Source organism: Gemmatimonadaceae bacterium (assembly GCA_016720905.1).
Taxonomy (GTDB): domain Bacteria; phylum Gemmatimonadota; class Gemmatimonadetes; order Gemmatimonadales; family Gemmatimonadaceae; genus Gemmatimonas.
This window is the reverse complement of record JADKJT010000016.1, coordinates 115,905-142,830: the sequence shown is the minus strand read 5'-3', so window position 1 is coordinate 142,830 and position 26,926 is coordinate 115,905. Positions and strand designations below refer to the sequence as shown.

Here is a 26,926-nt window from a genome sequence, read left to right as displayed (position 1 = left end):
GCCAGCGACCGAGACACTGGGACTGGTGTGCCTGGAAGCGATGGCCAGCGGTCTTCCCGTGATCGCCGTTGCAGCGGGCGGCGTTCGCGAATATCTGCGGGATGACGTCAACGGCGTGGCGTGTCCCGAAGGCGATATCGAGTGCCTTGCGGCCGCCATGCTCCGCGTGGCGCATGACCCCGGGTTGCACACCAGGCTCGTGGACGGCGCCATGGCCACCACTTCCGCGCTCAGTTGGGATTCGGAGCTCGACCGGCTCGAATCCTTCTACGCGGAAGCGATCGCCAACGGCGTCCGCCACGGTGATGTCGCTTACGGCAGTTAATCGCCTGCGCCTTCTTGGGTGCGTGCGCGTTCTTCACATACAGGTCCAACCACGCCGTCCACCGCGCCCACTGATCCAGGTCCGACTCCTTGGTGGCCGGACCGTGATCTTCGTACGGATACATGAACAGCGCTGCCGTTTTGCCGTTCGCGCGCAACGCCTGCATCATGCGGATACTGCTCTCCGGCGCGGTCCCGACGTTCTGGTCCTCGATGGAGTGGTACATCATGATGGCCCCCTGGATCTTGTCGGCGTAGAAGAACGGCGACATCTCCGTGTACGTCTTCTGGGCCTGCCAGAAGTCGCGCCGCTCGCTCTGGAACGACGTAGGGGTGAGTGAGCGATTGTACATGCCGTCGCCGGCGATGCCGGCCTTGAAGAATGGCGTGTGCGCCAGCGCGTTCATGGTGCTGAACCCGCCGTAGCTGTGACCGCCAATGCCAAGTCGCGTGCGGTCGATGTATCCCTGCCGATCGAGTTCGTCGATGACCGACGACAGGTTGGTGACCAGGTCCGACACGTAGTTGTCGTTCATCCGCCCGTCCATGCCTACCACCGGCGGATCGAAATTCGCCACGGCATAGCCCACTTGGGTCAGGTACTCGATGGTGCGTGGGCCGCCGTTGGGAAACGCGTTGACGTTCTCGCTGCGCAAGGTGCGATCGTACGCCGCTTGCTCGGTGTATTCGTACGGATAGAACCAGAACATGGCCGGCAGCCGCGTACCGGCCTTGTAGTCGGCGGGCAACGTGAGCTTCACCACGAACGTGAATCCGTCGGGACGGGTGACGGTAATGCGCTTACGGATGGCGTTCGTGAACTCCGGCGCGAAGTCCTTGTTGGCTGTGAGCTTGGTCATGGTGCCGGCCTTCAGGTCACGCAGATACGCGTCGGCAACCTGTTTCGGCGACTCCCGTGTCACCACGGCCCGCGAGAAATCATCGTCCAGCGGCGTCGTGGCCGTCTCCACTGCGTCGGCGGCACCCTGGAACACCCGCGTCTTGGTTCCCGTCTTGATATCGATCTTGTCGACAAAACTGCGCGGCGCGTTCTGCAGATAGTTCTGATAGTACTGCGTCCCGGCCACATACACGCCGCCATCGCTGGACACCATCGCCACCTGACCACCCTGTGTGCCGCGCTTGGTCATCATCGCGCCGGGGTTGCCGTAGAACTGGATCGAATCATCGGCGGCTGCGCCACCTCGTCCTCCGCCACCGCCTGCACCGCCACGACCGCCCGCGCCTCCGGTAAACGACGGCGTGTACGCGCGCTGCCTGACAATCGTGTGCTTTTCCGTGGGCGTCGCGAGATTCACATGGTAGATCTCGCCGGTGTTGTTGGCCGTAGTGCCAATGAACAGCTGCGTGCCGTCATCGGTGAAGGTGAGCGAACCGATGGCCCCGTCGGCCTCGTACAGCACCTTGGTATCGCTCGCGCCGTACGGCGGCAGCCATTGCACTACTCGCTCACGGCGAGCGGCACCACCAGGCGCGCCGCCGGCTCGTCCGCCGCGTCCGGCCGCAGCGCCAGCCGCCGCGCCGCGACCGCCGTTTGCCGAATCACCCGCCACGTAGTACATGCCGACACCCGTCGGCATCCACGCCAGCATCCGCTTGCCGTTTGGACCATCCGCACCACCACGCCCGGCGAATCCGGCTCCCCCCTGCGTGGAATCCGGCATCTCGCGCAACGGCCGCTTCTGCAATTCGGCCACCACTTTGCCACTCCCGTCCCACAGCTGTTCGACGTTGCCGAAACTGGACGTCTGCACCACGTATGAAAACGGTTCCTGCATGAGGGTGACCCGAAAGAACTGCCCATCGGGCGACGCATCCACGCTCTGGATCATGCCGGGGGCGCCAACCTTCCTCGCCACCTTCGACTTCACATCGATCACCGCCAACTGACCGGTGGTGTAGTACTTGAGCTGCGCAAATTCCCACGGCTCTTCCATCAGGCTGGCAAACTGACGCTGTGGCGACTTCCCAGCGTCCATCCAGAGTCGCACCTGCGGACCAACCGCGATGTCCGGCTTCCTGGGCTCGAGACCGCGCCCCTCAGGCAACAGCACGGCCACCAGACTCTTGCCATCCGCCGTCCAGTCGACGGTAGTGACCAGCGTGGCCAGCAGTGGCGCCTTCGTGACCTGCACCGATTTCGCCGTGGCGACATCGGCGACAAACACATGCGACGCGGCATCGAAGTTCGCGACAAATGCCAACTGCTTGCCATCAGGCGACCACGAGGGGCTGCTCACCGTTGCGCCCTTCGGCACCATGATGGCGGTGGACTTTCCCGTCAGCGCATCGACGAGCGACAACCCCGTGCCGCCGCGAGTGGTCAGCGTGCGGGCGCGGTTGGCCTTGGGATCCACCTGCAAGCCCGCGTAGTAGTTGTGCGGCTTGCAAAACGCCTGCACGCTGGGCAGCCCTTCGCTCTCCTGCTTGAGGAAGAGCCGACGGTCGGGGCTTGGCAAACCCAGCGAGACATTCAAGTGCCTCGGGGCCGTGACCAGTTTGGCGATCTCGGCGGGAGGCATCTGATAGGTTTCCTTCGCCAGCAACGCTTTATCGGCGGCAATCGCCGCTGCCGGGTCGCTGTTCTGGGCTCCCGCGCCGGTAACGGCCAGCGCGATAAAGAAAAAGCTCGCGGACACCAGACGGTACTGTGATGGGCGATGCATAGCCGGTCCTCTCAGTGTGATTGCCAGGCAGGGTGACCTGCGCGCTTGCTGGAGAACATACGGCGAGATCGCGAAAGTCGCTGGCTGCCGGTAAGGGACATGGCACGGCACCAAGGCCTGAGTGCTGGCGGGTTTCCCCACTCGCCCATAGCTTCGGCCACTGGCCTTCAGCAACGTGCCTGTCGCAACCCGCCGAAGGGCAACCCACCGTGGATTGGGAGACTGTTCGATGAAGCCCGTTCAGTGAGCGCGTCGATGCACGTGACCACCGACCCCGCCGCCGCCCGAGCGAACCATCAACGCGCCGTTGCCGAGTTCATTGACGCGGCGCGCGCCGTGGCCGATGCAGATTGGGAGCGCCGGCCGGACGACACCCATTGGTCACCCGCGCAAATTGTCGAGCACGTGCGCATGACCTACGAGGTGGTTGGCGCGCAATTCACCGGCGGCCCGGGATTGCGAGTGCGCACCAGTTGGTGGATGCGCCTTGTCGTGCGCTGGAAGTTTCTCGATGGCATTCTCGAGCATGGCATCTTTCCGAAAGGCGCGCGCGCGCCGCGAGAAATTCGACCCGGAGATGGTCCGTTCGACCGCGAGACGGTGCTCGTCGCACTGGAGCAGGCGGCGGCCGATACCGAGAACCGACTGGTCGCGGGATGGACAGATCCCAAGTGCCGGATGACGCATCATGTATTTGGCGACTTGCGTCCGCCGGAAGGTGCCCGCCTGGTGACGGTGCATACCGCGCATCATGCGGCGCAGCTGCGCGCGTTCGCCACGGTCAGCGCAGCACGATAGGCGCCGTCCACCGAAACGTTCCCCACGCCAGCGACAACGTGCCGTGCATCGCATCCGTCGGCGCAATGCCGATGGTGAACCTCTCCACGGTGTCCGTCACCGTCTTCGTGGTGAGCGGCGCATGACCCAGATCGCCGGCGCTTTGGTACTGCGTCCCCCACTGCCCTGTCTGCTTGTTCACCACGAGGTCGACGCGGGTAGGACGCGGTACGGTCCACAAGGTGTACGTGCCCGCCGGGACTGACAGGCCGGCAAGGGTGATTGGCGCCGAGGTGGTGAATTGCGTGGCCGCGTTCGCCCCGGTGCGCCAGACGAAGTCATAGGGGATCACCTGGCCCAGCAGCGTGCGCCCGCGCGCGAGCGGTCGGCCATAGTCCACGGTGAACGTCGCCGCGCCGATGCTGGCGCGGACGGTGTCACGCACGCTGAGTGGCGACGCCCCGGCTCGCCGTTCCGCATCGGCATAACGCGCGCCAATGGACTCCACATCGGGCAGCGCCGTCGTACGCGTGACGGCCACCTGATAGGTGCTGCGGGCGCCGGAGTACGTGAGCATGCGTCCCGCCGTGTCCATCGTGATCTGTCCCACGCCGGACAACCAGTCGTGCCGAAGCTCCACCGTGCCGTCGGCCAGTCGTTGCACGAAACCCTGATGCAGCGCGAAACTCGGTCCGATATCGCGGTCGGGATAGAACTGTCGAAAGCGCACTCTCGCTCCCGGCGTGGGTGCGGACTGACGCAGGGCGGTCGCCACTTCCAGTTCAATCACGCTGTACATCATGGACACGTGCGGCACGGTGAGGTCGCCACCAATGGCGAAGACCGTGTCGCGCACTTTGCTGCTGTCGCGAATGGAGATGCGCGCCTGATGGTCGGAGAAGTCCGCCGTGATACGCCGACCCCGCTCTGCGGGCGTTCCACCGCTTGGCGTACGAACGTCCATGACCATGTGGCGGATGCGTCCGTCGGCACCAAGGTCCAGTTCCGTGTGCCGTTGACGCACGTAGGGAAATCGATCGACGCCGTCCGCCACCAACCGAGTGCGGGATCGCGCAATGCGTTCAACGGCAACAGTGTCCCGCCCGAGCAGGGTGACAAAACCGTACCGTTCAGCGGGCTGGGCGTTGGTGCAGGCCACGAGCGCACAGGCCAGGAGGATCAGGCGTTGCATGGGGAGACCGGACAAGGGTCGTGTCGTGTTGGCAATTCTGTGGCACGCGAGTGGCACACTGCGGCGCTCTTGAGGACGTACGGAAACAGCGCTAACGTCCCGCTTCGTCACATGCAGTCCCTTTGGATCCCGCGGCCATGGCCCGCTCGCGGAGTGAACCGCCGGAACGTGACGATGGCGTGTCGGCTTCACCGCGGGATTTGCGCTTCTTAACAAGCGACCTGCCGGACCGCTGACACTCAGCCGCGTTGGTCGACCGCTCGCACGGCGCACACTCAATCCGGAGAGACATGGCCGACATCGACCGCGAGCGTTGGGCCGTCCTGGAACCACTCTTCGAAGAGGCGTTTGGCTTGCCGCCCGAGGCGCTGGAACCATGGTTGCGCGCGTTGAGCGTGAGCGCGCCCGATGTCGCCGATGATGTCCGGGCTCTGCTCAGCGATGATGCGTCCGCGGAACGGGAGCGGTTCCTCACCAACCCCATCGACCTGACGCTCCAGGGGCTCGAGATTGGTGCCTACACGCTGGAGCGCCCACTCGGCCATGGCGGCATGGGTTCGGTGTGGCTGGCCCGACGCACGGACGGACGTTTCGAGGGCAAGGCGGCGGTCAAGCTGCTCAACCTCTCGCTGGTCACCACCGTTGGGCGGGAGCGATTTCGCCGCGAGGGGTCGATGCTGGCCCGACTGACCCATCCGGGCATTGCGCGACTGCTCGATGCCGGCGTCAGCCAGTTGGGGCAACCCTATCTGGTGCTGGAGCACGTTGACGGGGTTGCCCTTGATACCTATGCCAACGACCACGCCTTGTCACGGGACGAACGGGTTCGTCTCGTCCTCCGGGTGCTCGACGCGGTTGCGCATGCGCACGCCAGCCTGGTCGTGCATCGGGATCTCAAGCCGTCCAACATCCTCGTCACGCGCGACGGCACGGTCAAACTGCTCGATTTCGGTATCGCCAAACTGGCTGATACCGACGACCCGTCCACCGACACGGCGGCGATCACCGTTGACGGCGGCCGCGCCTTCACGCTGCAGTTCGCCGCTCCGGAACAGGTGCGTGGCGACCCGATCACCACGGCCACCGACGTCTACGCCGTTGGCGTCATCCTGTATCTGCTGCTGAGCGGACGGCATCCCACGGCCGAGGGTGCGCGATCGCCGGCCGACGTGGTGCGCGCCCTGTCCGAGGTGCAGCCTGCCCTGCTGGCACCGCATGATCTGGGCAGCGTGGTTGGCAAGGCGCTGCGCAAGGACGCGGCTGAGCGGTACCAGAATGCCGAGAGCTTTGCCGCGGACCTGGAGCGATTCCTGCAGCATGAACCCGTGAGCGCCAGCCGGGACCAGCTGATGTACGGCGCGCGGAAGTTCGTGCGCCGGCATCGCACCACCGTCGCGGCGGCGTCCGCGATACTCACGATCCTTGTGTCCGCCGTGGTGTTCTCCGTACGCCAGCAGCGAGACGCCGAACGACAGCGTGACATGGCCGTGGCCGAAAGCAAACGCGCCGATGCGCAGGCCGAATTCGCGATGCTCGTCATGTCGCAGGTGGGCGCCCGGCCAATGACCGTTCGCGACATCCTGGACCGTACCCGAGAGGGACTGGAGCGACAGTACGCCACGGACTCCGCGTTCCTCACGTCGGCGCTCATGCAGCTTTCGTCGCAATACGCCGAATTCGACAACCGCACTCGCGGCCGCCTCCTGCTGCGGGCCGAGTCGATCGCCGTGGCCACCCACGACACGTCGCACCTATTGGAGGCACGCTGCAACCTCGCGGACAATTTGCGCACGGAGGGCAAATACCCCGAGGCCGACCGGGCACTGAGCGCCGTGGAAGCACTGCCGCGTCTGCGGGCCGATCCCCACGTCGAGGCGCTTTGCCTGCTGACGCGTGCGACGCTGGAGAATGAAAGCGGCCATGTGGAACGCAGCGCGCCCGCCATCCACCGCGCCATCGCCATTCGCGACTCGCTGGGTCAAACGCGCGACCTGTTCTACATCACGCTGCTGGACAACCTTGGCTACACGCTGGACCGCCAGAACCGGCCGCGGGAGGCCATCGTGGCGCGAATGCGGGGGATCGGCCTGATGGACACGACGGGCCGCGGCGGGACGTCAGCCAGTGCGGTGGCGCGACACAACCTGGCGATGACGTACAATCGCATCGGCGAGGTGGCGCAAGCCGAGGGGATACTCCACGACGCGCTGCTCCGCATGAGCCACAGCGACTCCGGAGGCCGTATTCCCGTGCAGTTCCTGATTCACTACGCGCACTCGGCGCTGTTTCAGGGCGATGCCGACTCGGCACGCAAGTACTTTGGGCTGCTTGCCGCGCAGGGCGTGGCCGACCGGAATGCGTATTGGGAAGGTCGCGCGCTGTTTGGTCTCGCGCAGGCCGAACTGATGCTGGGGCGCACGCGCGACGCGCACCGCACCATTCAGCGTTTTCGTGTCATTGCCGGCAACCCCGATCTGCGCAAGAGCGACGATCAGGTGGTGGATGTCCGCACCCTCGACGCCCTGGTTGCGCTGGCGGCGGGTGACAGCACGCGTGGCAACGCGCTGCTCCGGGAGACATTGCACGACGCCGGATACTTTTCGGGCAAGCGGAGCGCCACGCAGCACTCCACGCTGATGCTGGCCGCGCGCGCCGCACTCGCGCTGCGTGAGCCAGACAGCGCGCTCATGTTTGCACGGGATGCACGCAGCACCGCCACCCGTGACTCGCTCACCATCACACGCAGCGCCCGCGTGGGCGAGGCGCTGCTGCTGGAGGCCATGGCACTGTGGCAACGCGGCGACACCACGCTGGCTCGGGCGGAGGCGGGCCGCGCCCGTCTCGCGCTCACCCAGGGCGGCGGCGCGCGCAACCCGCGCACGCGTGAGGCCGAGTGGTTCCTCAGTCGGCTTCGCTAGCCGACGGAGGGCCGGCCGCAGCGTTCCCGATGGCGTGCCGAAGCAACATCCGCGCTTTGCGCCAGGAACGCTGCGTGGTGCGCTCGGACTCTCCGCGCATCTCGGCGATCTCCTTCAACTCGTACCCGCAGAAGAAGTGCAAATCCACAAGCTGCGCCAGCGATGGCTCGATGCCCGCCAGCGCGTCCAGTGCCTCCGACAACCGCTCGAGCTCCTCCGCCGACGTCTGCTGGACGGGCGCGTCGAGATTTCCGGTCAGCGTGATCTCGAAGGCCCCGCCGCCTCGCTTCGCCGCGTGTGCGTAGCGCACGTGCGTAATGACGATGCTGCGCATGGCGCGTGCGGCATATCCCATGAACCGCGCCCGGTCGGGGAAGTTGTCGCCGGAGCGGCCACAGAGGTTGAGATATGCTTCGTGCACAAGCGTCGTCGGACTGAGCGGCGCCGAACCGTTGTTGCCTCGTCCCAACTGCCGTTCCGCGAGCCGGTGCAGTTCGGTGTAGAGCGCGGCAAAGAGCTCCGGCACGGCTTCCGTGCCGGCGGGCCCTTCGTGCGCCAACATCCTCTCGGTCACGCCGTTGCCGCGACGACGGCCGCCGTCGTCGCGGCCTGCGACGCCTGCATCATCTGCGCCGACGCGGCGGCCGATGCATCGGCACCGGCAAACGCGATCAGTCCGTGACCCAGGCCCTTGAGCTTGTTGGTCCAGACAGTCTCTCCGGACCTGGCGTTGAGGCAAAAGAGTTCGCCGCCGGCGCCCGCATAAACTGCGCTATCGATGACGCAAACCGTGACAAACGAAGACGACTTGATCTTCGTCCGCCAGATTTCTTCACCCGACGTGGCGTCCAGCGCTACGACGTGACTGCCAATGCCGATGTACAGGGGAGAGGGCTTGCGACGTGGCATCGAACCGATCCGAGTGAAAGGTGTTGGCGCCGACGTTGACTAGGATACGGCGCGTGCGGAAGACCGCCAGTTCGCCAGAATAATACCACCGACCACGCAGGCCAACCCGGCGACGAATGTCGCAGTGACGGGTTCGCGCATCAGCAGCGCGCCCAGCAGCGTGGCGGTGATGGGATTGAGCGCGATGAATACGGCAACACGCGACGGCGTCGATCGCTCCAGGGCCCAAATCCAGAGAGCGAAGCCCAGGGCTCCCCCGACAGTTCCGAGAAACACCACGGCCAACCATCCCCCGGCCGAAAAGGCCGGACGCACGGTGAACAGCCCCTTCACGGCAGCCAGCGGGGCCAGAAACAGTGCGCCGGCCGCCATGGACAGGGCGGTCACATGCAGCGGCCGGTAGCGCTTGAGGTACGGTCGCGAAAAAACATTGTACATCGCGCCGCACAGCACGGTCACCAACGTCAGTCCGTACCCCAGCCAATCGGGAGTGCCTGAACCCGGTGACGGTCCGAGTGCCAGCCACAATCCGGCGATCGCCAATAGCTGTCCTGCCAGGATCGACATGGTGATGGACTCCACACCACGCGCGCGCGAAATGACCAGCGTCACCAGCGGTGTGGTCGCCAGCATCAACGCCACGCGCGACGCAGGCACGTGCACCAGCGCCGCGCTGAAGCTCCACGGAAAAATCCCGAAGAACAGTGCGCCCAGCGCGCCGATTGCGAACAGGTCGCGGCGCGGCATCGCCACCTGCAGCGCGGCGCGTAGCACCGGCAACAGGCACAGCGTGGCCACCAGATAGCGCAGGAAGGCCAGCGAAACCGGGTTGGTTTGCGCCACCACAAAGCGGGTGGCGACGACAGATGCTCCAAAGAACGTGCTCGCGGCGCTTGCCGCGAGCACGGTTCGACGCGAGTCAGGACTCACGTCGTTCTCCCGGGTGAGAAGACCCGCGTCAGTTTCCCACCGCAGTCATCGACCGCAGCACCGGGTAGTATGCCGGCGCCGGCGTCATCCCAAGCACCGGATCGAGGATATTCCACCACATGAACCCGTCATCGGAACGGGGATCGAACAATATGAACGCCAGTCGAGCCAAGGGTTGGTCCATCGCAATGACCAGCGAACCCGCCGGCAGCGTCTGTTCGGTGCTCTCCCAGGCACCAGTGAGCGTGCGCGCCTTGTGCGTCCCCTGGTACTCGCGATCGGCCTGCGTATTGGACGCGATCTTGAAACGCTCACCGCTGAATGCGATGTCCTTCGTCGTGAGCGTGTAGGCAATGCCGTGCGCCTCCAGACGATCAATCACACTGGCGATCATGCGCTGCGTCGGCGTGCCCCCGCCGCCGCCGCCACGTCCTCCGCCAAAAGCCGGCGTGGCTGGCGGAGCGCCACCGGGCGCCGCGCTGCTCATCGGCACCACCCACACACGCGGTGCAAGGCTCGTCTCCGTTGGCTCCGTGGTGCCAAAGAACGGCAGCATCTCGCTGGTGACGGGCCCGTTGGTGCGCAAGCGATACGGGCGATCCGCCACATACGGGTTGCGGGTGGAGACTGTGGGCGCAAACACGATATTCTGCAGCGCCGGCGCCTTTACCAACACCTGCCGCACCGCCAGCTGCTGCCCAATGATGGATTCCTTGTTGGCCATCGCCACCACGTCGCGCATTTTCTCACCGTGCGTGGCCACGTAGCCCAGCACTTCCTCCAGGAACCAGTACGTCTCGGTGATGCGCGTTTTGAACGACGCGTAGGAGTAGGTCTCGGTGAGCAGGCCGAGGATATTGCGCACGCCGTAGTACGTGGAGGTGTACCGCGGCTTTGCCAGTTCCGCGTCGGATCGCCAGGCGCGCTCAGCGCCCGTGCCAGACACACCGCCGTAGTAGAACCAGTCGGAACCGTGTTTGGCCTTGATGGTTTTGGTGATCTCCGGGAGCAGCACGTCGCGCAACAAACTCATGGTGCCCTTCGAGTTGTTGGGATTGAGCGACGTTTCGTAGGTCATGTTGAAGCCGCTGTTGGAACTGCCGTCGGTGGTGTGCAGATCCATCGCGACGTGCGGCTGATACCGGGTGAGCAAGCTGGCCATCGAGCGCGCCTCGGCCGTTTCCAACTTGGTGCCGTCGCGATTGAGATCGAACCCCTGGGCATTTTCCCGTTGACCCATGCCGCCCACCGGGCCGGCCTGACTGCCGCGATTGGTGACGTTCACGCGCTCGTTGCCGTCGGCGTTGTAGATCGGGTTGATGAGCAGCACCGTGGTCTTCAGCCACTCGTTGCGCTCCCCTCGCGCGATGGAGCGCAGCAACCACAGCACTGCCTCCTTTCCTTCCACTTCCCCCGCGTGGATGTTGGCCTGGATGTACACGCGGGTCTTCTTCGTGGCGATGACCTGTTCGGGCGTGACGCCTGGGGCGCCAATGACAGCCAGCGGCAGCGGCCGGCCTTCGTACGTGTACCCGTACGTGGTGAGATGGATTTGCGGCGAGACCGCAGCCATCTGCTTCATGTACGCGATCACCTCGTCGTAGCGACTGGTTTCGGCGTAGTCGGTACGCTCGGGGCGCGTGAGCCACTGCTGGCCCGTTGCAGCGCGGGCCGGCGCCTGCGCAGCGAGATCGGTGCCTGCCAGCAGCATGCCGGCGCACGAGAGGGCGAATACGGCATGAGCCGTGTGCGACACACGTGATACGTTCATCGAAGCACTCCAAAAGAGTATGGCGTCAGATCCAGTTCGTGATGATCCTGAATGGTGCGCAGCTCGCGCAGCGCCGGCGTGAGACCGCCGCGCGCGCGGATGACCACCACAATGTTCGTCTTGCCCTTGGTGATGGCGAACGGCACGTCGATCTCGACGACGACGGGTACGGGAGATTGTGTCGACACGACGCGCGTGGCGATCACGCTGTCCTCGACGATCAGGTCGAAACTGCGGGGGACGTCGTGGCGCCCCGTATCCGGGCTGACCAAGGTGCAGGCAATGGTCACCTCGGTATCGTCGAACGTGCCGAGCGTGTAGTGCATCCACCCGGCGGCCTGTCGGAATACTTTGCCGTCGGCCACGCCGGCGCTGGCGTCCTGCCCTTCATAGCCGTGCGCCGCCTCACTGCGTGGATTACCGACGTCCACCACGTCAACGACACGTCGATCGCGTCGGTGTGACTCGGCAGACGCGAGCACACAGGCGGCGAGCACGCAAGCCATCGCGGAAGGGGGGATCAGCACAAAGTACCGTGTAAGTCGAGGCGTCGTGGTTGTCCGTCGAGCCCCAAATTACGCACCGGGCGCATCAGAGGCGAGCGCGCTCAGTCCCCGAACGGCTCGGCGGGGAATGGGACGTCTTCCAGGCCGGGACCGGCCGCCGTGCGGGACACCGGCGAGGCCGCACGCGCGGTGGAACTGCCGGGCCAGCGAATAACGCTCGCGGCGCAATGCGCCAACTCCATCGCCGGCAACGGCACGTCCTGCCGAATGGTCGTCAGCCGCAGCATCAGCCGCACATGTTCGTGCTGGCCCGCCAGCTTCGCCGTGTCGTCGCGATGACTCACAAATTCACTCGCTTCCAACGCCTTCTCCAGCGACTGCCATCGTCGCAGCAGCTTGACCGCCGTGCCCTTGCCGATGCTTCGCACACCGGGGATGTCGTCGCCGTCTTCGCCACACAACGCCTTGAACGCGGCGAGGTTCTCCGGTGGCACACCGAATTTCGCGACCACATCGGCACTGGTCCACGGTCTGATCCGCGTGCCGTTCGGGCCTTTGCCGGCGCCCACATAAGTGGCCACGTCCACGCCGTCGGACACGAATTGCAGCAGGTCCGAATCATTCGAAAGCACCGTCACGCGTGCTTCCCGACGAAAGCGCGCCATCAACGACGCTACACTGTCATCACCCTCGAAGTTCGCGACACTCACACTGGCCAGTCCGGTGCCTTCCACTCCCTCGCGAATGGGCGCCACGCGCGAGCGCATGACGCCGGTTCGCCGATGCTTGTACATCGGGAACAGGGAATGGCGAAAGGTGGGGCCTTCATGGTCCCACGCCGCCACCAGATGCGTGGCCGCAACATCCATCGCGGCGCCGCGCGCCATCTGGCACCAGAGGCGCACCCCGTACATCACGTCGCCGTCGGCGACGTGCGCCGCTCGCCCGGCGAGGGATTGCGCGTCAATGATGAGCAGGTGAGGCAGAGTCATGCGGACCAATCTAGCCGTCGCCCAGCCTATTCGTTTGGCCGCACCACCACGGCGGTACCGTAGCACAGCACTTCCGTCACGCCGCTCATCATCTCGTTGGCGTCATAGCGAATGCCGATCACCGCATTGGCGCCGGCGATGTGCGCGTGTTGCAGCATGGTGTCGAACGCCTGCTGCCGCGCGTTCTCCGCGAGTTCGGTGAAGATTGAGATATTCCCGCCGAAGAGGGTCTGCAGGCCGGCACCGAAGGTGCCTATCACCGAACGCGAGCGGACTACCACACCGCGCACGACACCCAGGCTGCGCAGCACGGTGCACCCTGGCAGTTCAAAGGTCGTGGTGGTCATTTCGTGCGGAAAATCGAATGTCTGGGAGTGCACGATTGAAGACATGTGGACTCATCGGTGCGGGATTCGAAGGACGCCGGTCGGACGTGGCGCCCAGAAACGATTGCTCATCGTGGCTGGCCGCGCTACCCCACGGACCCTATGTTGTGGGCTGCCCGGAGGCCGTCCGGTTGCCGCCCCACGAGGTGATCACGTTCACTCGGAACCACACATGACGACCAGTCAGTTCAAGGTGTTGGCGCCATCCGAAGGACTGCGGTTGCAGTCGGGCCCCGGCCGCGATCTCATTTTCAAGGTGACGGGCGAAGATACCGGTGGCGCGTTCGATTACTTCATCGTGCAGGTCGCGCCACACGGCGGGCCACCACTGCATGTGCACCATAGCCAGGAAGAGACCGTGCATGTCCTGAAGGGCCAGTTCAAAGTCCGGATTGGCGACGAGTACTTCCACTGCACGGAAGGGGATTTCGCGTACTTGCCCAAGCAGGTTCCGCACGCGTTCCTCAACCTGACCGATGAGCCCGGCGAGATCATCGTGGTGTACACACCCGGCGGCGGTCACAAGTTCTACGAGGAGCTTGGACCGCTGACGCGAAATGGATCACCCGATCCGAAAGCGGTGGCCGCTCTGTTCACCAAGTACGACATGACGTTGCTGGGACCGCCACTGCGGCCCGACTGACCGGCGCAGGATCGCCGCACTCAGCGCATATGTTCCCAAGCGAGTGATGCGATCTCACCCAACGCCTGGCCCGCCACAACGGCAGGATCGCCCTTCGTCACGGCGAGGTTGTTCACATAGATCGCAAACGCGAATCGATGTCCGTTCTTGGCCGTGAAGTAGCCGGCGAGACCTTTGCCGGTAACCAGCGCGCGACGATTGAGGGGATCGTACGTCGCGTAGGTGCCGGTCTTGGCGAACACCTTGCCGGCCCCTGGTGCGGTAACTTGAATCGTCGCCAGCGTGCCGTCCTTTCCCAACACCGGCAACGCGGCCTGGAACGCCTGCGCCCATGGACGGGTGGCGACCAACGCCAGGTATCGACTCATGAAGCGCGGCGAGAAAAACGCCGCGCCACCGGCACCGTCGCCCTGCACGGCACCATTCACATCCAGTCCCTCGCGCAGCAGCCAGTCGTGCGCGAGGTCAAATCCGTTCTTGCCGGCCGCACGCGACGCGGGGAGCGACGACAGCAGCAGGGGGAAATTGCTGGCGTGCAGATTCTGGCTGGTCTTGAGCAGGACCACCGCAGCAGCCGTCAACGGAAGCGACTCGTAGTCGGCCACCGACATCGAGTCCGTGTAGAAGTGTGACAGGGCCGAAAGGGCCAGCGCGCGTTGGCCGAGTCGCGGGATCACGCGCACACCCGCTGCATTCAGCACGTCGCTGAGCAGGATCTCGCCGAAACGTCGTGGAGACGCCACCGCCCACCGCACGTTCAACGGCATACCGCGCGGCACACGCCCCGTCAGCACCATCACCCGATGATCGACGCTGCTGCTGTCCTCCACGGCGTCAAGGGTATTGGCGCTGCCGGTATCGCCGGTCACGATGCGCGCCTGCACGGTCAGGTAGCTCGTGCGAGGGGAAACAACCACCGTCGCCGGCTCGCCTGTCATCGCGCCGGGCGTGACGACGATGTCGATGACATTGTCGTTCACGACCATCGGCGACATCACCACACGGGTGCCCAGTTCGCGGTCCCCTTCCACGAACATCGAGGCGTCCACGATCACCTGCCCCGTCACCGCGGTGATACCGCGCGCGGCAATCTGTTTGGCAATGTCACGCAGTGCGAGCAACGGGTCGGTGGCCAGCGGCGGTCCGCCGTACGAATGATCACGGTCGATGAATGCGTAGCTTCCATCGGCACGCCGTCGTCCCGACAGGTTCGGATCGCCGCTGGCCACGAGGACCACATCGCCCTCCAGAACCCCATTCCGAATGGGTCCGGTGCGGTACACGCGGGTGTGGAAACGATGATCGGCCCCCAGCACTTCGAGTGCGGTGCCCATGGTGAGCAGTTTGGTCGTTGATCCGGGCACAAACAGCCGGTCGCCGTTGACACTGGCTGCGACCTTTCTGGTATCAAGGTCATAGAACTCCATTCCCCAGCTCGCATGCGCAAACTCGGGGCGGTCCATCACGGCGCGAATACGGGCGTCCGGCGCAGGTTGCGCGCCGAGTGCGGTGGTCGCGCAGACGAGGGCGAGCAGGTACGGGCAGCGCACTGGCATTGGAATCGAGGGCGAAGGACATGATCGACGGGCAACTCGAAGCTCGCTCGCCGCAGCGGACCCGTCAAATCGCGCTAACATTGGGGTGTCCACGCTGGTGACTGGAACCTCGTTGCGCGAATACCATTCGTCCCGAAGCGCTCACCACTTTCAAAGGATTGCGCACGTGAGAAGCGTTATGGGTTTGCTGTGGGCCCTGGCGGGTGCCGTCATTGGATTCATGGCCGGTGCCCTGCTGGCGGTCGCCATCGGGAAACTCACCAACATGTCGAATCGTGAAGGGGCCGCCGGCTACTTCATGATCGCCATTGGCCTCCTTGGTGCGGTGGCCGGATTGGTTGCGGGCATGGCGCTGTACGGCCGGTCGGCGCCCGCCGGACAGGCAACGGCCTACGCGGTCTCATCGGCGTTCGGTGTCGTTGCGCTGGTGGCCGTGGTCGTGCTCGGCATGTGGGCATTCATGAATCTGCGTGAAACGCCCGCCATGTATGGCAATGCCATGGCGAATCTGGAGATGGAGTTGCGACTTCGGGCGGAGGACGTACCTGCCGGCGACTCTTCGACCCACTGGCTGAGTGTTGAAGTCCAGACGACGAAGACGCGTCCCGAGGGCACGGTAATCTGGTCGGACATGCGGACCGAGGGCGGTTTTCGCGTAATCCCCGTGGTGCAGGGACCGTTGTATCGTTCGGGAAGCCGCGTGATTGTGGTGCGTGTGCAAGGCTTGCAGGACGAAATCTTCATTCCGCCCATGAGGCGCATGCCGGATCCCAAGGCCGACTGGAGCGAGTGGTATCGCCCCAAGGCCGTCGAACCGCCCTATGGCGTGGTGCCGCCTTCCCCATTGCGCTCCATTCTCGAACTTCGCTATCGCGTCCGAAAGTACGGAGAATAGATCTCGCGGCGGGATTCCGGTGTGCGATGCACACCGGTTGCCCTCCGTATCACGACTCTTGAACGCTACTCACGCCGAATCCTCAACGTCGCCATGTCTGTCACTCAGGATGAAGTATCTGTCGGACTCGTTGCACGACTGGACACCACTGTGCTGCGCACGCTCGGCGGGTGCCAGACCAACGCGGTCCTCGGCCCCGAAGGCGACCGGGCGGTGGTCGGCCCTCACGACTTCCTCATCGTGGGAGTCGATGCCGCGTCGGGCGTATGCACGGCCGTCCCGCTCTTCCCCAAAACCGCCGTGGGCAATCAGCCGTTGGTGAACGGCAAGAAGTCTGGCGGCGACGATGGCTGGGTTGGCGTCGACACGTTCTTCTCACACTGGCAGCATTGGCGCATGCCAGTGACGTCGGTTGTGGTGGCCTCGGAAGCTGACAGCGCGACGGCACTCACCCGCCGACGCTATGGGGCACAGGACCGCACGGCACTGGATGAGATTCGCGCGTGGGAAAAGCGTAATCGCGCGCCGTACCGCGCCGTCTGATTCAGTACCCCACCGCCAGGCCAAACCCGCGCGGTTCACTCACACCGCGCCACACCCCGCCATCGCGAGCGATGCTCTGCACCGTGGCCAACCCGCCCCACGGTGACCGCTTCACGGCGTGCCCCAGCGGCCGCATGAAGTTTGCCGCCGAGTCGGCCCACGGAATGCTTTCCACCACCAGCGAGTCGGGCACGTCCTGGTGATGAAATTGTGGTGCGGCCATCGCATCGCCGAGCGACTGGTGGTAGTCAAAGACACTCACAATCAGGTGCGCTACGGCCGTGATGATGTAGGCCCCGCCAGCGGCTCCGGTGACCAGTTCCGGCGCGCCTGACGAGTCGAGGACAATGGTGGGCGTCATGCTTGACAGCATGCGTTTGCCCGGCGCGATGGCATTCGTGGCGCCCTGTACGAGCCCCATGGCGTTAATGGCACCGGCCTTGGTCGTGAAGTCATCCATTTCGTCGTTCAACAGGAACTGCGCACCCGGCACCGTGAACGCCGACCCGTAACTCTCGTTGATGGTGGTGGTGATGGAGACGGCGTTTCCCTTGGCGTCGACGATGGCGAAGTGGGTCGTGTGTCGCTTGTCCTTGGTGGGAGCAGCCGGTGGACTTCCCGATGACATCTCACCGATCTCCGCGCGCAGCGCCGCCGCCGTGTCCCGGGAAAGGAACGACGCAACGGGAATCTTCACGAACGCCGGATCGCCGAGCAGTGCATTGCGACGGACAAAGGCACGACGTTCCGCCTCGGCCAGCAGGTGAATGGCTTGCGGCGTGCGCCAGCCGAGTGCGGCGAGGTCTTTCCCTTCCAGAATGCCGAGGATCAGGCCGAGCGTGAGTCCGCCCGAAGAGACGGGCGGCATGGAGACGACATGGTGACCGCGATAGTCGAACTCCACCGGCGTGCGCCACAACGGTTGATACGTGCGCAGGTCTTCGTGCGTGATGATGCCACCACTCTGTTTCATGGCGGCGACGATGTGGTCGGCCGTTTCGCCGGCATAGAATCCGTCGCGACCCGACTGCGCGATGCGCCGCAGGGTGGCCGCCAGCTTGGGTGCGCGCCACCGGGTACCGATGGCGAGGAATTTCCCATTTTGCAGGAACAGCGCGGCGCTGGCGGAATCTCGCGCCAGTCGATGGGCGCCATCTTCATCATCGTCGCTGAAGGCTGTGTCGATGGCGAAGCCCGTGTCGGCGAGGGCAATAGCGGCTTGCAGCAACTCCGCCCACGGTTTGGATCCGTACTTCTTGTGTGCTTCGTACAGACCGGCCACCGAACCCGGCACGCCAGCGGCCAGTGCGCCGGTGACGCTTTTGTCTGTGGCGTCGCCGTTGGCGGCGAGGTACATGTCGCGCGTGGCGGCCTTGGGTGCGGTTTCGCGAAAGTCGAGTGCGACATTATTTCCACCAATGCGCGCCACCATGAATCCGCCGCCACCGATGTTGCCGGCGGCCGGATAGGTGACGGCGAGCGTCATGGCCACGGCAACGGCCGCATCCACGGCGTTCCCGCCGCTTTTGAGTACGGCGAGTCCGGCGTTGCTGGCAAAGGGAGAGGCGGAGACCACCATCGCCGAGTCGGCGGTGGTGACACGCGCTTGGCGTGTGCGCGATGGCACCGCCTCCATGCGCGTGGCGGGAGCTTCTGGCTTACTGCACGCCGCAGCGACAACCAGTGCGCTGACGGTGGCCGTGACAAAACGACGCATGGGGGATTGGAGGTTGGATGGCGACATGAACAGCCGGAGGGGAACGATGTATCAGTGCAGTTCGAGCGGGCGACTTTCCGTACCGAAACGATCGACACTGCTCACCAACACGCGTGTTGGCGCCGGGTCTGTGCGTGGTGCCAGTACCAAGGTCCGTTGCGCCACCGGGAGAATGAAGCTTTGCCAGCCACTGGCAGTGAGTGCCCGAACCGTGATCCACCGTGCACGTGGCGATGCCACGATACGAAGCACATGGTCGCCGCTGGCCGCGTCGCGCGTCAACGCGGCTTGTGGCATGTGCGGCATGCGCATCGACAGCCACGGTGACGCGGGAATCAGTGCAGGGGCGCGGTAGAGTTCCGAGAACAGTCGGTCTGCCATCGCTTCCGCGGCCGCCGGGCGCGGCGGTTGTGTTGCCACACCAACACTCACGCTGTCGCGAGTGACCGCATTTGCCGACATCAGGGCGCGCATGCTGAACAGCACATCACCCGTGGCGGCCGTGGCACGCGTGGCTCGGACTTGCGCGTTCAATTCATCAGGCGACCAGGTGCCACCAGCCGCGGCACGGCTGGCATTGTGTCCCGGCCATAGGTGTCGTCCCTTCACATTTTCGCCCAACCACCAGTCCAGCAGCACGGGATACGCCTGCGGAGTCTGTGCAATCGGCCAGTAGAGTTGCGGTGTGAAATAGTCAATCCATCCCTCACGCAGCCACCGGCGCGAATCGCCGTACAGTTTCTCGTACGAGTCGAATCCCTTGATCTGCTCCGGATTTCCGGGACGCCAGATACCGAACGGACTGATCCCCACCTTCACCCAGGGTTTGAGGGATTTGGTACGACGATAGAGCAATTGTACCAGCGTATCGACGTTGTGCCGACGCCAGTCGCTCAAGCCCAGCGTGCCGCCGCGACGCCGGTAGCGCGCATAGCTGGTTGAATCCGGGAACGGCACGTCGAGTTGGTCCGGCCCGGGTTCCGGATACGGATAGAAATAGTCATCGATATGAATGCCATCCACGTCGTACCGCTTCACGACGTCCAGCATCACGTCGAGCGTACGCTTGAGCACCGCCGGCTCGCCCGGGTCCATCCACAGGTACTTCCCATACGTGCGCACCAGCTGCGGATGCGTGACACTGATGTGCGTGTGCGCCGCCGGACTGGTTGCACTGGGATGTCGCGCCCGGTACGGATTGAACCACGCATGCAGCTCAAGGCCGCGCGCGTGCGCCTCGCGCACGGCGAAGGTCAGTGGATCGTAATACGGCTCTGGCGCGCGCCCCTCGACGCCGGTGAGATACGCCGACCACGGTTCCAGGCGCGACGCGTACAGCGCATCGGCGGAGGGCCTGACCTGGAGCAACACCGCGTTCAGGTTCAGCGTGCGTGCACGATCAAGTATCTGCAGCAATTCGGATTGCTGTTGCCACGACGAGAGCCCGGGCTTGGAGGGCCAGTCGATATTGGCAACACTGGCCACCCACACCCCGCGGAACTCGCGCGTAAACTCCGGAGGAAGTGCGGATGGCTGCGCCGGCGCAGCCGCGGGCATCGCGACGGCGCCTGCCAGTGCAACCACGCACCAGCGTCGACGGGTCAGCATATGACGTCGGTCACGGTACCTTCTTCCCCGGCTGCACGGCCGTGGATGCCGTCCCTTTTGCCGCCCCGCCACCCCTCGGCGGCGACTTGACCATCTCCGCCACCTCGCGGCTATAGAACGCCGCGTTGAACATCACGCGGAAGGTGCCGAACGGTTGCCCGCGCCACTGCGGGCGGAAGCCAATCAGCACCACATGGCCTCGCTCGTGCTTCACGTCCATCGCCGCGGCGTTGCCCTGCAAGTACTTCTCACCCAGCAGATACCCAGACAGCAACGGCGATCCTTCCTTGGCGTATCGCGCCAACACACTGCCTTCAAATCCGTCGAGTGCGCTGAACACCGGGCTCTGATCCACGAACACCTTGGCACGCTCCGGCATGCCCGCCATCATGGGGTGCGCTGGGTCGGTCGTCACTTCGAGGATGGAGCCGCTGGCAAAGAAATCCTTCGACGCCACCCCCTTGACGCTGTTCTTGACGGGCAAGTGCAGCGCATCAATCGCGAACACTGCGCTGCTGTTGATCGCCACCATGGTCCCCCCTTTCCGCACGAATTCGTCGAGTGCGCGAACACCCTCGGTGCCCAGGCCACCATCCATCGCTGGCGGCACACGGCCCTTGCCGAAACCGTCGGTGATGGTGCGCGCGCGATCCGAGGCGAACAGGATCACATCAAACCGTGCCCCCAGATCACCGGCTGCGAAATCGGTATTGGTAATCACCGTGTACTTGAACTCGTACTGGTCGAGCAACCACTCGGTCCAGCCTTCGTCCATGCTGGGTGACAACGACTTGTACAGGGCCACGCGCGAACGGACAGCCGCGCCCGCCGGATCAGACCCGGCACGACGTTCGGCCCGTAGTGACAACTCAGTGGCCCATCCCTCCAACCTGGAGGTTGGCACGCCCGACACGACGTACCGACCGCCGCCAACGCGTACAGCACCGCCTTCTGCCAACGCCCGATTCACCAGTCGGAATGCGTCGTTCTGTGCGGGGTCGACGGCCAGTGCGGTGCCAACACCGGTTATGCGTGCTGGTGGCGGCGAGATGCCGGCCGCCATGGCGTTGGTGGCGAACGGTGCACTGGGCAGCGATAGCTCTACGGTCTTGCCCTGTACGGCCTGCATGGCCGCCCGAAAGTCTGTGGTGAGCGGCACCCGCGCCTCGAGCACCCGCACATCCATTTGGTATGGCAGCGTCCATCCGGCTGCGTCATACGGCGGCTCCGGTCCGCCGTCATCGTCTTTCAAGTCGGGATATTCCTGCTTTTCAAACAACTGCCGGACCAACTCGGCGTACTCCTGGTCCATGGGAATCACCCACGTACCCTTTGGATACTTTGTCCCCGCGTGCACTGCATCGCGCGACAGATCGGAGATCCGGACACCCAGGAACGCCAGCCGCCTGAGCAACTCGGCGGCCGCACCAGGATCGCGCTGTGTCTGCGGCACGATGTAGGCATACGGCGGCTCCTTGCCGTAGCGTGCGATGGCGTTCCGTCCCGCCTGATACCGATTCCACAGCAGTTCCTCGCGATACTTGGTCGCATAGTCGAGGACTGCGATGGACGCCGTTTCCATGTAGTCCATGGCATCCTTCAGGTGCCACCAGCCACCGGGCCAGGGGCTCGCATACAACGACTGCGGCCGCAGATCTCTGTACTCAGGCGGGAACTCGTCAACCGTATAGAACTTGGGCGTGGCGTAATTGAACAGCGCGGTTTCGGTCCAAAACGACGCGATGTTCTGGAGCATGGGCATGTAGTCGATATATCCGGGGTACCAGGCGTCGAACCCCTTCCCCATGTGCGTGGCGCCAATCTGCCCGTTGGTTTCCAGCGCCTGCGCGATGGTCATGCCAATCGTGTTCACTTCGCGCGACATCAGCCCCGCCACGCGCGGGGCAATGGGTTCCGCAAACGGCGGCAACCAGATACGCGTGGGAAATGGCGCCGTCTGGTGCTGGACGTAGATGATCTGGGGTTCCCACTGACGCCACGTGCGGGCCACCACGCGCGACTCCACCACGTTCAACATGTAGCCGTCGCGGTTGTTGTCGTGCCCGATGTACTTCTGGTACAGCTCGTCCAGCGGCGACACCTCGTACGGCGTGCCCACGTTCTTGCGATACCAGTTGGCCACGATGTTCTGCCCATCGGGATTGATGGAGGGCCACAGCATCAGTACCGTGCTGCCGAGGATGGCCCTGGTCTTGTCGTCGTTGCGCGACAGGAGGTCGTAGGCCAGCTGAATGGTGTGCTGTGAACCCGCGATCTCCGAGGCGTGCAGTCCCCCGCTGATATCCACGAACGCCTTCCCTTCCCTGGCCAGTGCTCGCGCTTGTTCGTCGGTGAGTCCGGCCGGATGTGCCAGCTTTTGCGCGATGTCGCGCAGTCGGTCGAGATTGGCGAGATTCTCGGGCGACGAGATGATGGCCAGCGTCCAGTCATGGCCCGTGGACGTCTTGCCCACATCGAGCAGCTTGATGCGGTTGCTGGTGGCGGCGAGTCGCTGGAAGTAGCGAATGGATTCGTCGTACGTGACCAGCTTGAAGTCGGCGCCGACGGGAAATCCGAGCACCGATTCGGGTGTCGGAACAGGGCCCGCCTGCGCGGCGGTGCGCGCGAGCGGCATGGCGAGTCCTGCAGCGGCAACGCACGTGGTCAACGCGCAACGAATGCTGATGTGCAACATACTGAACGCTCCAGATGGTGGCTCGACGGGACCCGCCAGTACAGCGCGGGGCTCTTGCTCCTGCAATCTCTCTTCTTCCGCGCGATTCAGCAAAGACATTGAACCGCAGGGGACGCAGGGGACGCACCTGTGGAAGAGGCCAACGGGTTTGACCGCGAAGAACGCGAAGGACGCAAAGGACCGGGAGGTACACCTTCGCGAACTTGGCGCACTTGGCGGTTCATGCTCTCTGCGTGAGTCGCTATTCACCCTCTGCGCCCTCGGCGTCCCCTGCGGTTCAATATTTTAAGTCGTGCCCGCCACGTTCAGACGGTGGTTTCCCCGCTGGCCACGATGGTCGTCGCCGCCATATATCCCGAAACGTTCAAGGCCGTCGCCAGAGTATCCGGAATGGCATCCACCGCAATCAGAATGCCGATGCCTTCAATGGGCAAACCGATAGCCTGAAACAACGGGGTGAGCATGATAAAGGCGCCGCGCGGCACACCGGGTACGCCGAAGGACAGAAAGACCGCCGCAAACGCAATGGTCGCCAGTTCGCGTGCGTGCACCGGCACACCAAAAAACCACCCCACAAACAGCGCACCAAGGGTCCAGGATACCGGCGCAGCAATCTTGAATGTGGAAACGGTCAGCGGCAGCACAAATCCCGTGACGCGCTTTGACAGGCCAAGATGGTCCGCGCTTTCGACCAGCGCGGGCAGAGCGGCAATGGACGAGCTGGAGCTCAGCGCAATGAGTTGCGCCGGCAACAGCGCCCGGGCATAGGCGCGCACCGGCACGTGCCCGAAAAACGCCGCGACGGGATACAGCAGCACCACACAGATTGCGCACATCACGGAGTACGCCGCGATGTAGAAGCCGATCGCGCCCGCCAATTGAGCACCGGCATGCACCGCCAGCGGCAACACCAGGGCAAACACGCCGATAGGTGCCAGCAGCACGACCCAGCGCACCAGCAGCAGCATGGCATCGGCGATGGCGCCGAAGAACTGCAAGAGGCGTTCGCGTGACTCGGCCGTGCCCCGCACGATGGCCAGGGCAAACAACAGGGTGAAGATGATCAGGGGCAACATGGCTCCGCTCGCCGCCGCGGCGATCGGATTGGAAGGAATCAACGAGACCAGCCAGGCGCCCGCCGTCTGGCTTTGACCACCGGACACCAATTGACTGGCGGCTTCGGTGGCGCCGGGCGGCAGCGAGGGCCGCGACGCCGCGGCGCTGGGCAATACCGAGAAGAGCAGCGGCGCCAGAGGCATGACGAGCGCCGCCGTGCCGGCCAGCAGGGCGACGAATACCACCAGAATGCGCTTGCCCAGGCGACCGATCGCGCTCACGTCCGAGGTGGACGCGACCCCGGTGATCAGCAACGACACCACCAGCGGAATGACGGTCATCCGGATGGCGTTCACCCACAGCGTCCCCAGCGGCCCGACCGCGTCGGCTGCATTCTGGAGCGCGACATGGCCAGTCGCCCCGATTGCCATGCCGATCGCTATGGCCAGCCCCAGCGACAACAGAACCCGCGTGTTTTCGTTCATGCGTTTTGATTGGGATTCATTTCCGGTGACGATGCATGCTACATCATCAGATCGCCACCGTTGATGTCGAGCGCCGTGCCGGTCATGTAGCCGGCCGCTTCGGACGCAATGAAGCAGATCAAATCGGCCACTTCACTGGCCGTTCCCAAGCGCGGCACCGGGAAGCCCGCCGCCAGCTGCTCCAACCGTTCGCGCGTGGCATACTCGCGCGTCAGCTCGGTGTCGATCATCCCCGGACAGATGGCATTCACGGTGATGCCAAACGGGCCCAGTTCTTTCGCGGCGGCGCGTGTGAGGCCAAGCAAGCCGGTCTTGGACGCCGTGTAGTGCGCTCCACCCAACGTACTCACCATACGTCCAGCCGTTGACGACACGTTCACCACGCGCCCGTACTGCTGGGCCTTCATGGTTGGCAGCGCCGCCTTCATGAGCAGAAATGGCGCCGTCAGATTTACTTCCATGGCGGTTCGCCACTCATCGGCGGTGAGGTCGTCGAAGCGTGTGGATCGTGCCAGCGCCGCGTTATTGACGAGGATGTCCACGCGACCAAAGTGCGCCACGGTGCGCGCCACAATGTCCTTCGGCATGCCGTCAGCGGTAATGTCGCCGGCCACGGCAAACGCTCGATCACCGAGCGCGGTGGCCACCGCCTGGGCCCGCGCGTGCTCGCGCACGTTGACCGCAACCGATGCGCCACGATCGAGCAAGCGTTCTGCGGCGGCGCGACCAAGGCCGCGCGCCGCACCGGTGATGATCGCCACGCGTCCCTGGAAGTCTGCAAGCGGGGGCAATGGGCTCTGGATCCTGTCCGGTAGGGGGCGGCTGTTGGCCAAGAGGCGGGACCGACAACTTGCCTTCTCAGACACGAACTGTCCACGCTAGGCGGCCCGCTCGCCCGCGTGCTATCGCGGTAGAGGCATCCGATGCGCGGGGTCATAGGCCTCAAGGGGCAGGGCCTCACCGCGCAAGTACGCACGCACGACTTCGGCGAACATCGACTCCTGCTCAAGCCAGATGAAATGACCTGCCGCCGGGATTGCCACGTAGTGCGCGCCAGACAACAGGCGCAGGTATTCCGTCGACACGCGCCAATCGGTGTAGTCGCACGTCCCGCGCAGGATCAGCGCGCTGGTGGGGATTTTGGCGAGTGTCGGACGGATATCAGGTCGACGCACCGCGTCGGCCAGTGTGTAGCTGTTGGCGAAGAACCCCAACCCCGAGGGCACCGGAATACCTTGTCCCGGATCAGTATGACAGGTGTAGTTGGGCTGACCCAGTCGGATGGACTCTTCCGTCGTTTTCGTCCACCACTGATCACCCTCCCAATCCGCAATGAAGGTGTGCGCAGCGCGCGGACTGAAGTCAGCCATCATGCGGCCGAGCACCAGACGAAGCGGCGGACGCTGCAACGCCGCCAGCGCGGACGCCTGCACGTCCGTCATCTTCGCACGTGCCGTCGGGCTGATCTGGTCGGGCCACGCCGGCGCCCACACGGCCACCGGTGATTCGAGAATCAGCTTCTCCACGTGCTCGGCGTGCTCAGCCAGATAGTCGACCGCGAGCGTCGCTCCCCATCCGGTGCCAAACAGGACCATCTTCGGGACGTTGAGCGTTCGCCGAATCTCCTCAAGATCGGCAACGTGACGGGCCACTGTGTACGGTGGTGCGGCGGTCAGGTCGATACGTCCGGACAACCCGGCGCCCAATTGGTCGTAGTAGTACACGTCGTATCCGTCGTCACGCACGAAGTCCAGCGGGCGCTTTCCCAGCGCATGCAGGAACGGCAGCACCGGCATTCCCGGACCGTCATGCAGCACCACGATGGGCGCGTGCCGCGACGCGCCCGTTGCGGGCGCTACCTCGTACGCGATACGCGACCCATTGCCCAGGGTCCAGAACTTCGTGTCGGGCGTCGGCGTCGGGGCCACCACATCGTGAGACGGAGCCGTGCCCACCAGCAACTGTGCGGCCATGGCGTATGCCGCCGCACCGCCAACCAGCCATCGCCACACCGGAACGCGCCGGTCGCCCTGCACTGCCGGCGACGTGTCAAAGCGCAGGCTGAACCGCAGCAGAGCGTATCCGCTCACCAGAAATGCGGCCAGGGCCATCACCGCCAGCGGCAGCACGCCCAGGTCGAGTGAGGCGGCGACCACGAAGACCATGATGGCAACGGCAAGCGCACCAACCAACGCGCCGATGCGACGAATGACGCGCTGCACAGGCTCCCCGAAGTGAGAGGCGGGAACGGGACGCAACCGGACATCGGCAGGGTGCTGCCGGGCTCGTCGCTATAACGTGCGACGACGACTCGTACGATCCATCAGGGAACACCC

At 64.6% G+C, this 26,926-nt stretch carries 22 protein-coding genes; 6 read left to right on the top strand and 16 right to left on the bottom strand.

What is annotated here, in order from left to right; all coding sequences use genetic code 11:
• Positions 1 to 325 (top strand): glycosyltransferase (locus IPP90_13935; GenBank protein MBL0171795.1); only part of this gene is annotated, 325 nt, incomplete at its 5' end.
• Here the strand turns inward: IPP90_13935 and IPP90_13930 are convergent.
• Complete coding sequence (locus IPP90_13930) at positions 231 to 3,011, bottom strand: S9 family peptidase (protein ID MBL0171794.1); 2,781 nt, start codon at positions 3,009 to 3,011, stop codon at positions 231 to 233. The genes IPP90_13935 and IPP90_13930 overlap by 95 nt on opposite strands.
• A 261-nt stretch (positions 3,012 to 3,272) precedes the next feature.
• Here IPP90_13930 and IPP90_13925 point away from each other — a divergent pair, with 261 nt between their 5' ends.
• Positions 3,273 to 3,809 (top strand): DinB family protein, encoded by a 537-nt coding sequence (locus tag IPP90_13925; GenBank protein MBL0171793.1) that lies wholly within the window; start codon positions 3,273 to 3,275, stop codon positions 3,807 to 3,809.
• Here the strand turns inward: IPP90_13925 and IPP90_13920 are convergent.
• Complete coding sequence (locus IPP90_13920) at positions 3,793 to 4,980, bottom strand: DUF2911 domain-containing protein (GenBank protein MBL0171792.1); 1,188 nt, start codon at positions 4,978 to 4,980, stop codon at positions 3,793 to 3,795. The two genes, IPP90_13925 and IPP90_13920, sit on opposite strands and share 17 nt — an antisense overlap.
• Positions 4,981 to 5,270: 290 nt before the next feature.
• On the opposite strand from IPP90_13920, the gene IPP90_13915 reads away from it, so the two are divergent.
• Positions 5,271 to 7,898, top strand: coding sequence for a serine/threonine protein kinase (locus tag IPP90_13915; protein MBL0171791.1), 2,628 nt, complete (start codon positions 5,271 to 5,273; stop codon positions 7,896 to 7,898).
• On the opposite strand, the gene IPP90_13910 is transcribed toward IPP90_13915, so the two are convergent.
• From IPP90_13910 to IPP90_13880, 7 genes are all read right to left on the bottom strand, one after another.
• Positions 7,882 to 8,472, bottom strand: coding sequence for a sigma-70 family RNA polymerase sigma factor (locus IPP90_13910; protein ID MBL0171790.1), 591 nt, complete (start codon positions 8,470 to 8,472; stop codon positions 7,882 to 7,884). The two genes, IPP90_13915 and IPP90_13910, sit on opposite strands and share 17 nt — an antisense overlap.
• On the bottom strand, positions 8,469 to 8,807 hold the full coding sequence (locus tag IPP90_13905) for a PQQ-binding-like beta-propeller repeat protein (GenBank protein ID MBL0171789.1): 339 nt from the start codon (positions 8,805 to 8,807) through the stop codon (positions 8,469 to 8,471). Before IPP90_13905 ends, IPP90_13910 begins: the two co-directional genes overlap by 4 nt.
• A gap of 39 nt (positions 8,808 to 8,846) precedes the next feature.
• Positions 8,847 to 9,737, bottom strand: a complete 891-nt coding sequence (locus IPP90_13900) for a DMT family transporter (GenBank protein MBL0171788.1) — start codon at positions 9,735 to 9,737, stop codon at positions 8,847 to 8,849.
• Positions 9,738 to 9,765: 28 nt separating this feature from the next.
• Entirely contained in the window at positions 9,766 to 11,508 is a 1,743-nt protein-coding gene (locus IPP90_13895) for a succinylglutamate desuccinylase/aspartoacylase family protein (GenBank protein ID MBL0171787.1), read from the bottom strand.
• On the bottom strand, positions 11,505 to 12,014 hold the full coding sequence (locus IPP90_13890; GenBank protein MBL0171786.1) for a hypothetical protein: 510 nt from the start codon (positions 12,012 to 12,014) through the stop codon (positions 11,505 to 11,507). Before IPP90_13890 ends, IPP90_13895 begins: the two co-directional genes overlap by 4 nt.
• Before the next feature lie 101 nt (positions 12,015 to 12,115).
• The gene (locus tag IPP90_13885) at positions 12,116 to 13,006 is read right to left on the bottom strand and encodes a hypothetical protein (GenBank protein MBL0171785.1); all 891 of its coding nucleotides are present in this window, start codon (positions 13,004 to 13,006) and stop codon (positions 12,116 to 12,118) included.
• Between the two features lie 26 nt (positions 13,007 to 13,032).
• Positions 13,033 to 13,353: a heavy metal-binding domain-containing protein gene (locus IPP90_13880; GenBank protein MBL0171784.1), complete on the bottom strand. Its 321-nt coding sequence runs from the start codon at positions 13,351 to 13,353 to the stop codon at positions 13,033 to 13,035.
• A gap of 211 nt (positions 13,354 to 13,564) precedes the next feature.
• Here IPP90_13880 and IPP90_13875 point away from each other — a divergent pair, with 211 nt between their 5' ends.
• Complete coding sequence (locus IPP90_13875) at positions 13,565 to 14,035, top strand: cupin domain-containing protein (protein ID MBL0171783.1); 471 nt, start codon at positions 13,565 to 13,567, stop codon at positions 14,033 to 14,035.
• Between the two features lie 20 nt (positions 14,036 to 14,055).
• On the opposite strand, the gene dacB is transcribed toward IPP90_13875, so the two are convergent.
• The gene (gene dacB, locus IPP90_13870) at positions 14,056 to 15,591 is read right to left on the bottom strand and encodes a D-alanyl-D-alanine carboxypeptidase/D-alanyl-D-alanine-endopeptidase (GenBank protein MBL0171782.1); all 1,536 of its coding nucleotides are present in this window, start codon (positions 15,589 to 15,591) and stop codon (positions 14,056 to 14,058) included.
• A gap of 166 nt (positions 15,592 to 15,757) precedes the next feature.
• Between dacB and IPP90_13865 the strand changes: the two genes are divergently transcribed.
• Both IPP90_13865 and IPP90_13860 read left to right on the top strand, forming a co-directional pair.
• Positions 15,758 to 16,486 (top strand): hypothetical protein, encoded by a 729-nt coding sequence (locus IPP90_13865; GenBank protein ID MBL0171781.1) that lies wholly within the window; start codon positions 15,758 to 15,760, stop codon positions 16,484 to 16,486.
• 93 nt (positions 16,487 to 16,579) lie between these two features.
• Positions 16,580 to 17,029, top strand: coding sequence for a hypothetical protein (locus IPP90_13860; GenBank protein ID MBL0171780.1), 450 nt, complete (start codon positions 16,580 to 16,582; stop codon positions 17,027 to 17,029).
• 1 nt (position 17,030) lies between these two features.
• Here the strand turns inward: IPP90_13860 and ggt are convergent, their stop codons facing one another.
• From ggt to IPP90_13830, 6 genes are all read right to left on the bottom strand, one after another.
• On the bottom strand, positions 17,031 to 18,746 hold the full coding sequence (gene ggt, locus IPP90_13855) for a gamma-glutamyltransferase (GenBank protein MBL0171779.1): 1,716 nt from the start codon (positions 18,744 to 18,746) through the stop codon (positions 17,031 to 17,033).
• 51 nt (positions 18,747 to 18,797) lie between these two features.
• A complete protein-coding gene (locus IPP90_13850; protein MBL0171778.1) occupies positions 18,798 to 20,303 on the bottom strand; it encodes a family 10 glycosylhydrolase in 1,506 nt (501 codons plus the stop codon).
• 61 nt (positions 20,304 to 20,364) lie between these two features.
• Complete coding sequence (locus IPP90_13845; protein MBL0171777.1) at positions 20,365 to 23,049, bottom strand: hypothetical protein; 2,685 nt, start codon at positions 23,047 to 23,049, stop codon at positions 20,365 to 20,367.
• Between the two features lie 305 nt (positions 23,050 to 23,354).
• On the bottom strand, positions 23,355 to 24,590 hold the full coding sequence (locus tag IPP90_13840) for a dicarboxylate/amino acid:cation symporter (protein ID MBL0171776.1): 1,236 nt from the start codon (positions 24,588 to 24,590) through the stop codon (positions 23,355 to 23,357).
• Positions 24,591 to 24,628: 38 nt separating this feature from the next.
• Entirely contained in the window at positions 24,629 to 25,381 is a 753-nt protein-coding gene (locus IPP90_13835) for an SDR family oxidoreductase (protein ID MBL0171775.1), read from the bottom strand.
• A gap of 111 nt (positions 25,382 to 25,492) precedes the next feature.
• The gene (locus IPP90_13830; GenBank protein MBL0171774.1) at positions 25,493 to 26,812 is read right to left on the bottom strand and encodes an alpha/beta fold hydrolase; all 1,320 of its coding nucleotides are present in this window, start codon (positions 26,810 to 26,812) and stop codon (positions 25,493 to 25,495) included.
• Between the last annotated feature and the right edge of the window lie 114 nt (positions 26,813 to 26,926).

Coding starts and splice junctions, on each gene's coding strand:
- IPP90_13930 (MBL0171794.1), bottom strand. CDS start 3,011: ATGCATCGCCCATCACAGTACCGTCTGGTGTCCGCGAGCTTTTTCTTT.
- IPP90_13920 (MBL0171792.1), bottom strand. CDS start 4,980: ATGCAACGCCTGATCCTCCTGGCCTGTGCGCTCGTGGCCTGCACCAAC.
- IPP90_13915 (MBL0171791.1), top strand. CDS start 5,271: ATGGCCGACATCGACCGCGAGCGTTGGGCCGTCCTGGAACCACTCTTC.
- IPP90_13905 (MBL0171789.1), bottom strand. CDS start 8,807: ATGCCACGTCGCAAGCCCTCTCCCCTGTACATCGGCATTGGCAGTCAC.
- IPP90_13895 (MBL0171787.1), bottom strand. CDS start 11,508: ATGAACGTATCACGTGTGTCGCACACGGCTCATGCCGTATTCGCCCTC.
- IPP90_13890 (MBL0171786.1), bottom strand. CDS start 12,014: ATGGCTTGCGTGCTCGCCGCCTGTGTGCTCGCGTCTGCCGAGTCACAC.
- IPP90_13885 (MBL0171785.1), bottom strand. CDS start 13,006: ATGACTCTGCCTCACCTGCTCATCATTGACGCGCAATCCCTCGCCGGG.
- IPP90_13880 (MBL0171784.1), bottom strand. CDS start 13,353: ATGACCACCACGACCTTTGAACTGCCAGGGTGCACCGTGCTGCGCAGC.
- IPP90_13875 (MBL0171783.1), top strand. CDS start 13,565: ATGACGACCAGTCAGTTCAAGGTGTTGGCGCCATCCGAAGGACTGCGG.
- dacB (MBL0171782.1), bottom strand. CDS start 15,591: ATGCCAGTGCGCTGCCCGTACCTGCTCGCCCTCGTCTGCGCGACCACC.
- IPP90_13860 (MBL0171780.1), top strand. CDS start 16,580: ATGTCTGTCACTCAGGATGAAGTATCTGTCGGACTCGTTGCACGACTG.
- ggt (MBL0171779.1), bottom strand. CDS start 18,746: ATGCGTCGTTTTGTCACGGCCACCGTCAGCGCACTGGTTGTCGCTGCG.
- IPP90_13850 (MBL0171778.1), bottom strand. CDS start 20,303: ATGCCCGCGGCTGCGCCGGCGCAGCCATCCGCACTTCCTCCGGAGTTT.
- IPP90_13845 (MBL0171777.1), bottom strand. CDS start 23,049: ATGTTGCACATCAGCATTCGTTGCGCGTTGACCACGTGCGTTGCCGCT.
- IPP90_13840 (MBL0171776.1), bottom strand. CDS start 24,590: ATGAACGAAAACACGCGGGTTCTGTTGTCGCTGGGGCTGGCCATAGCG.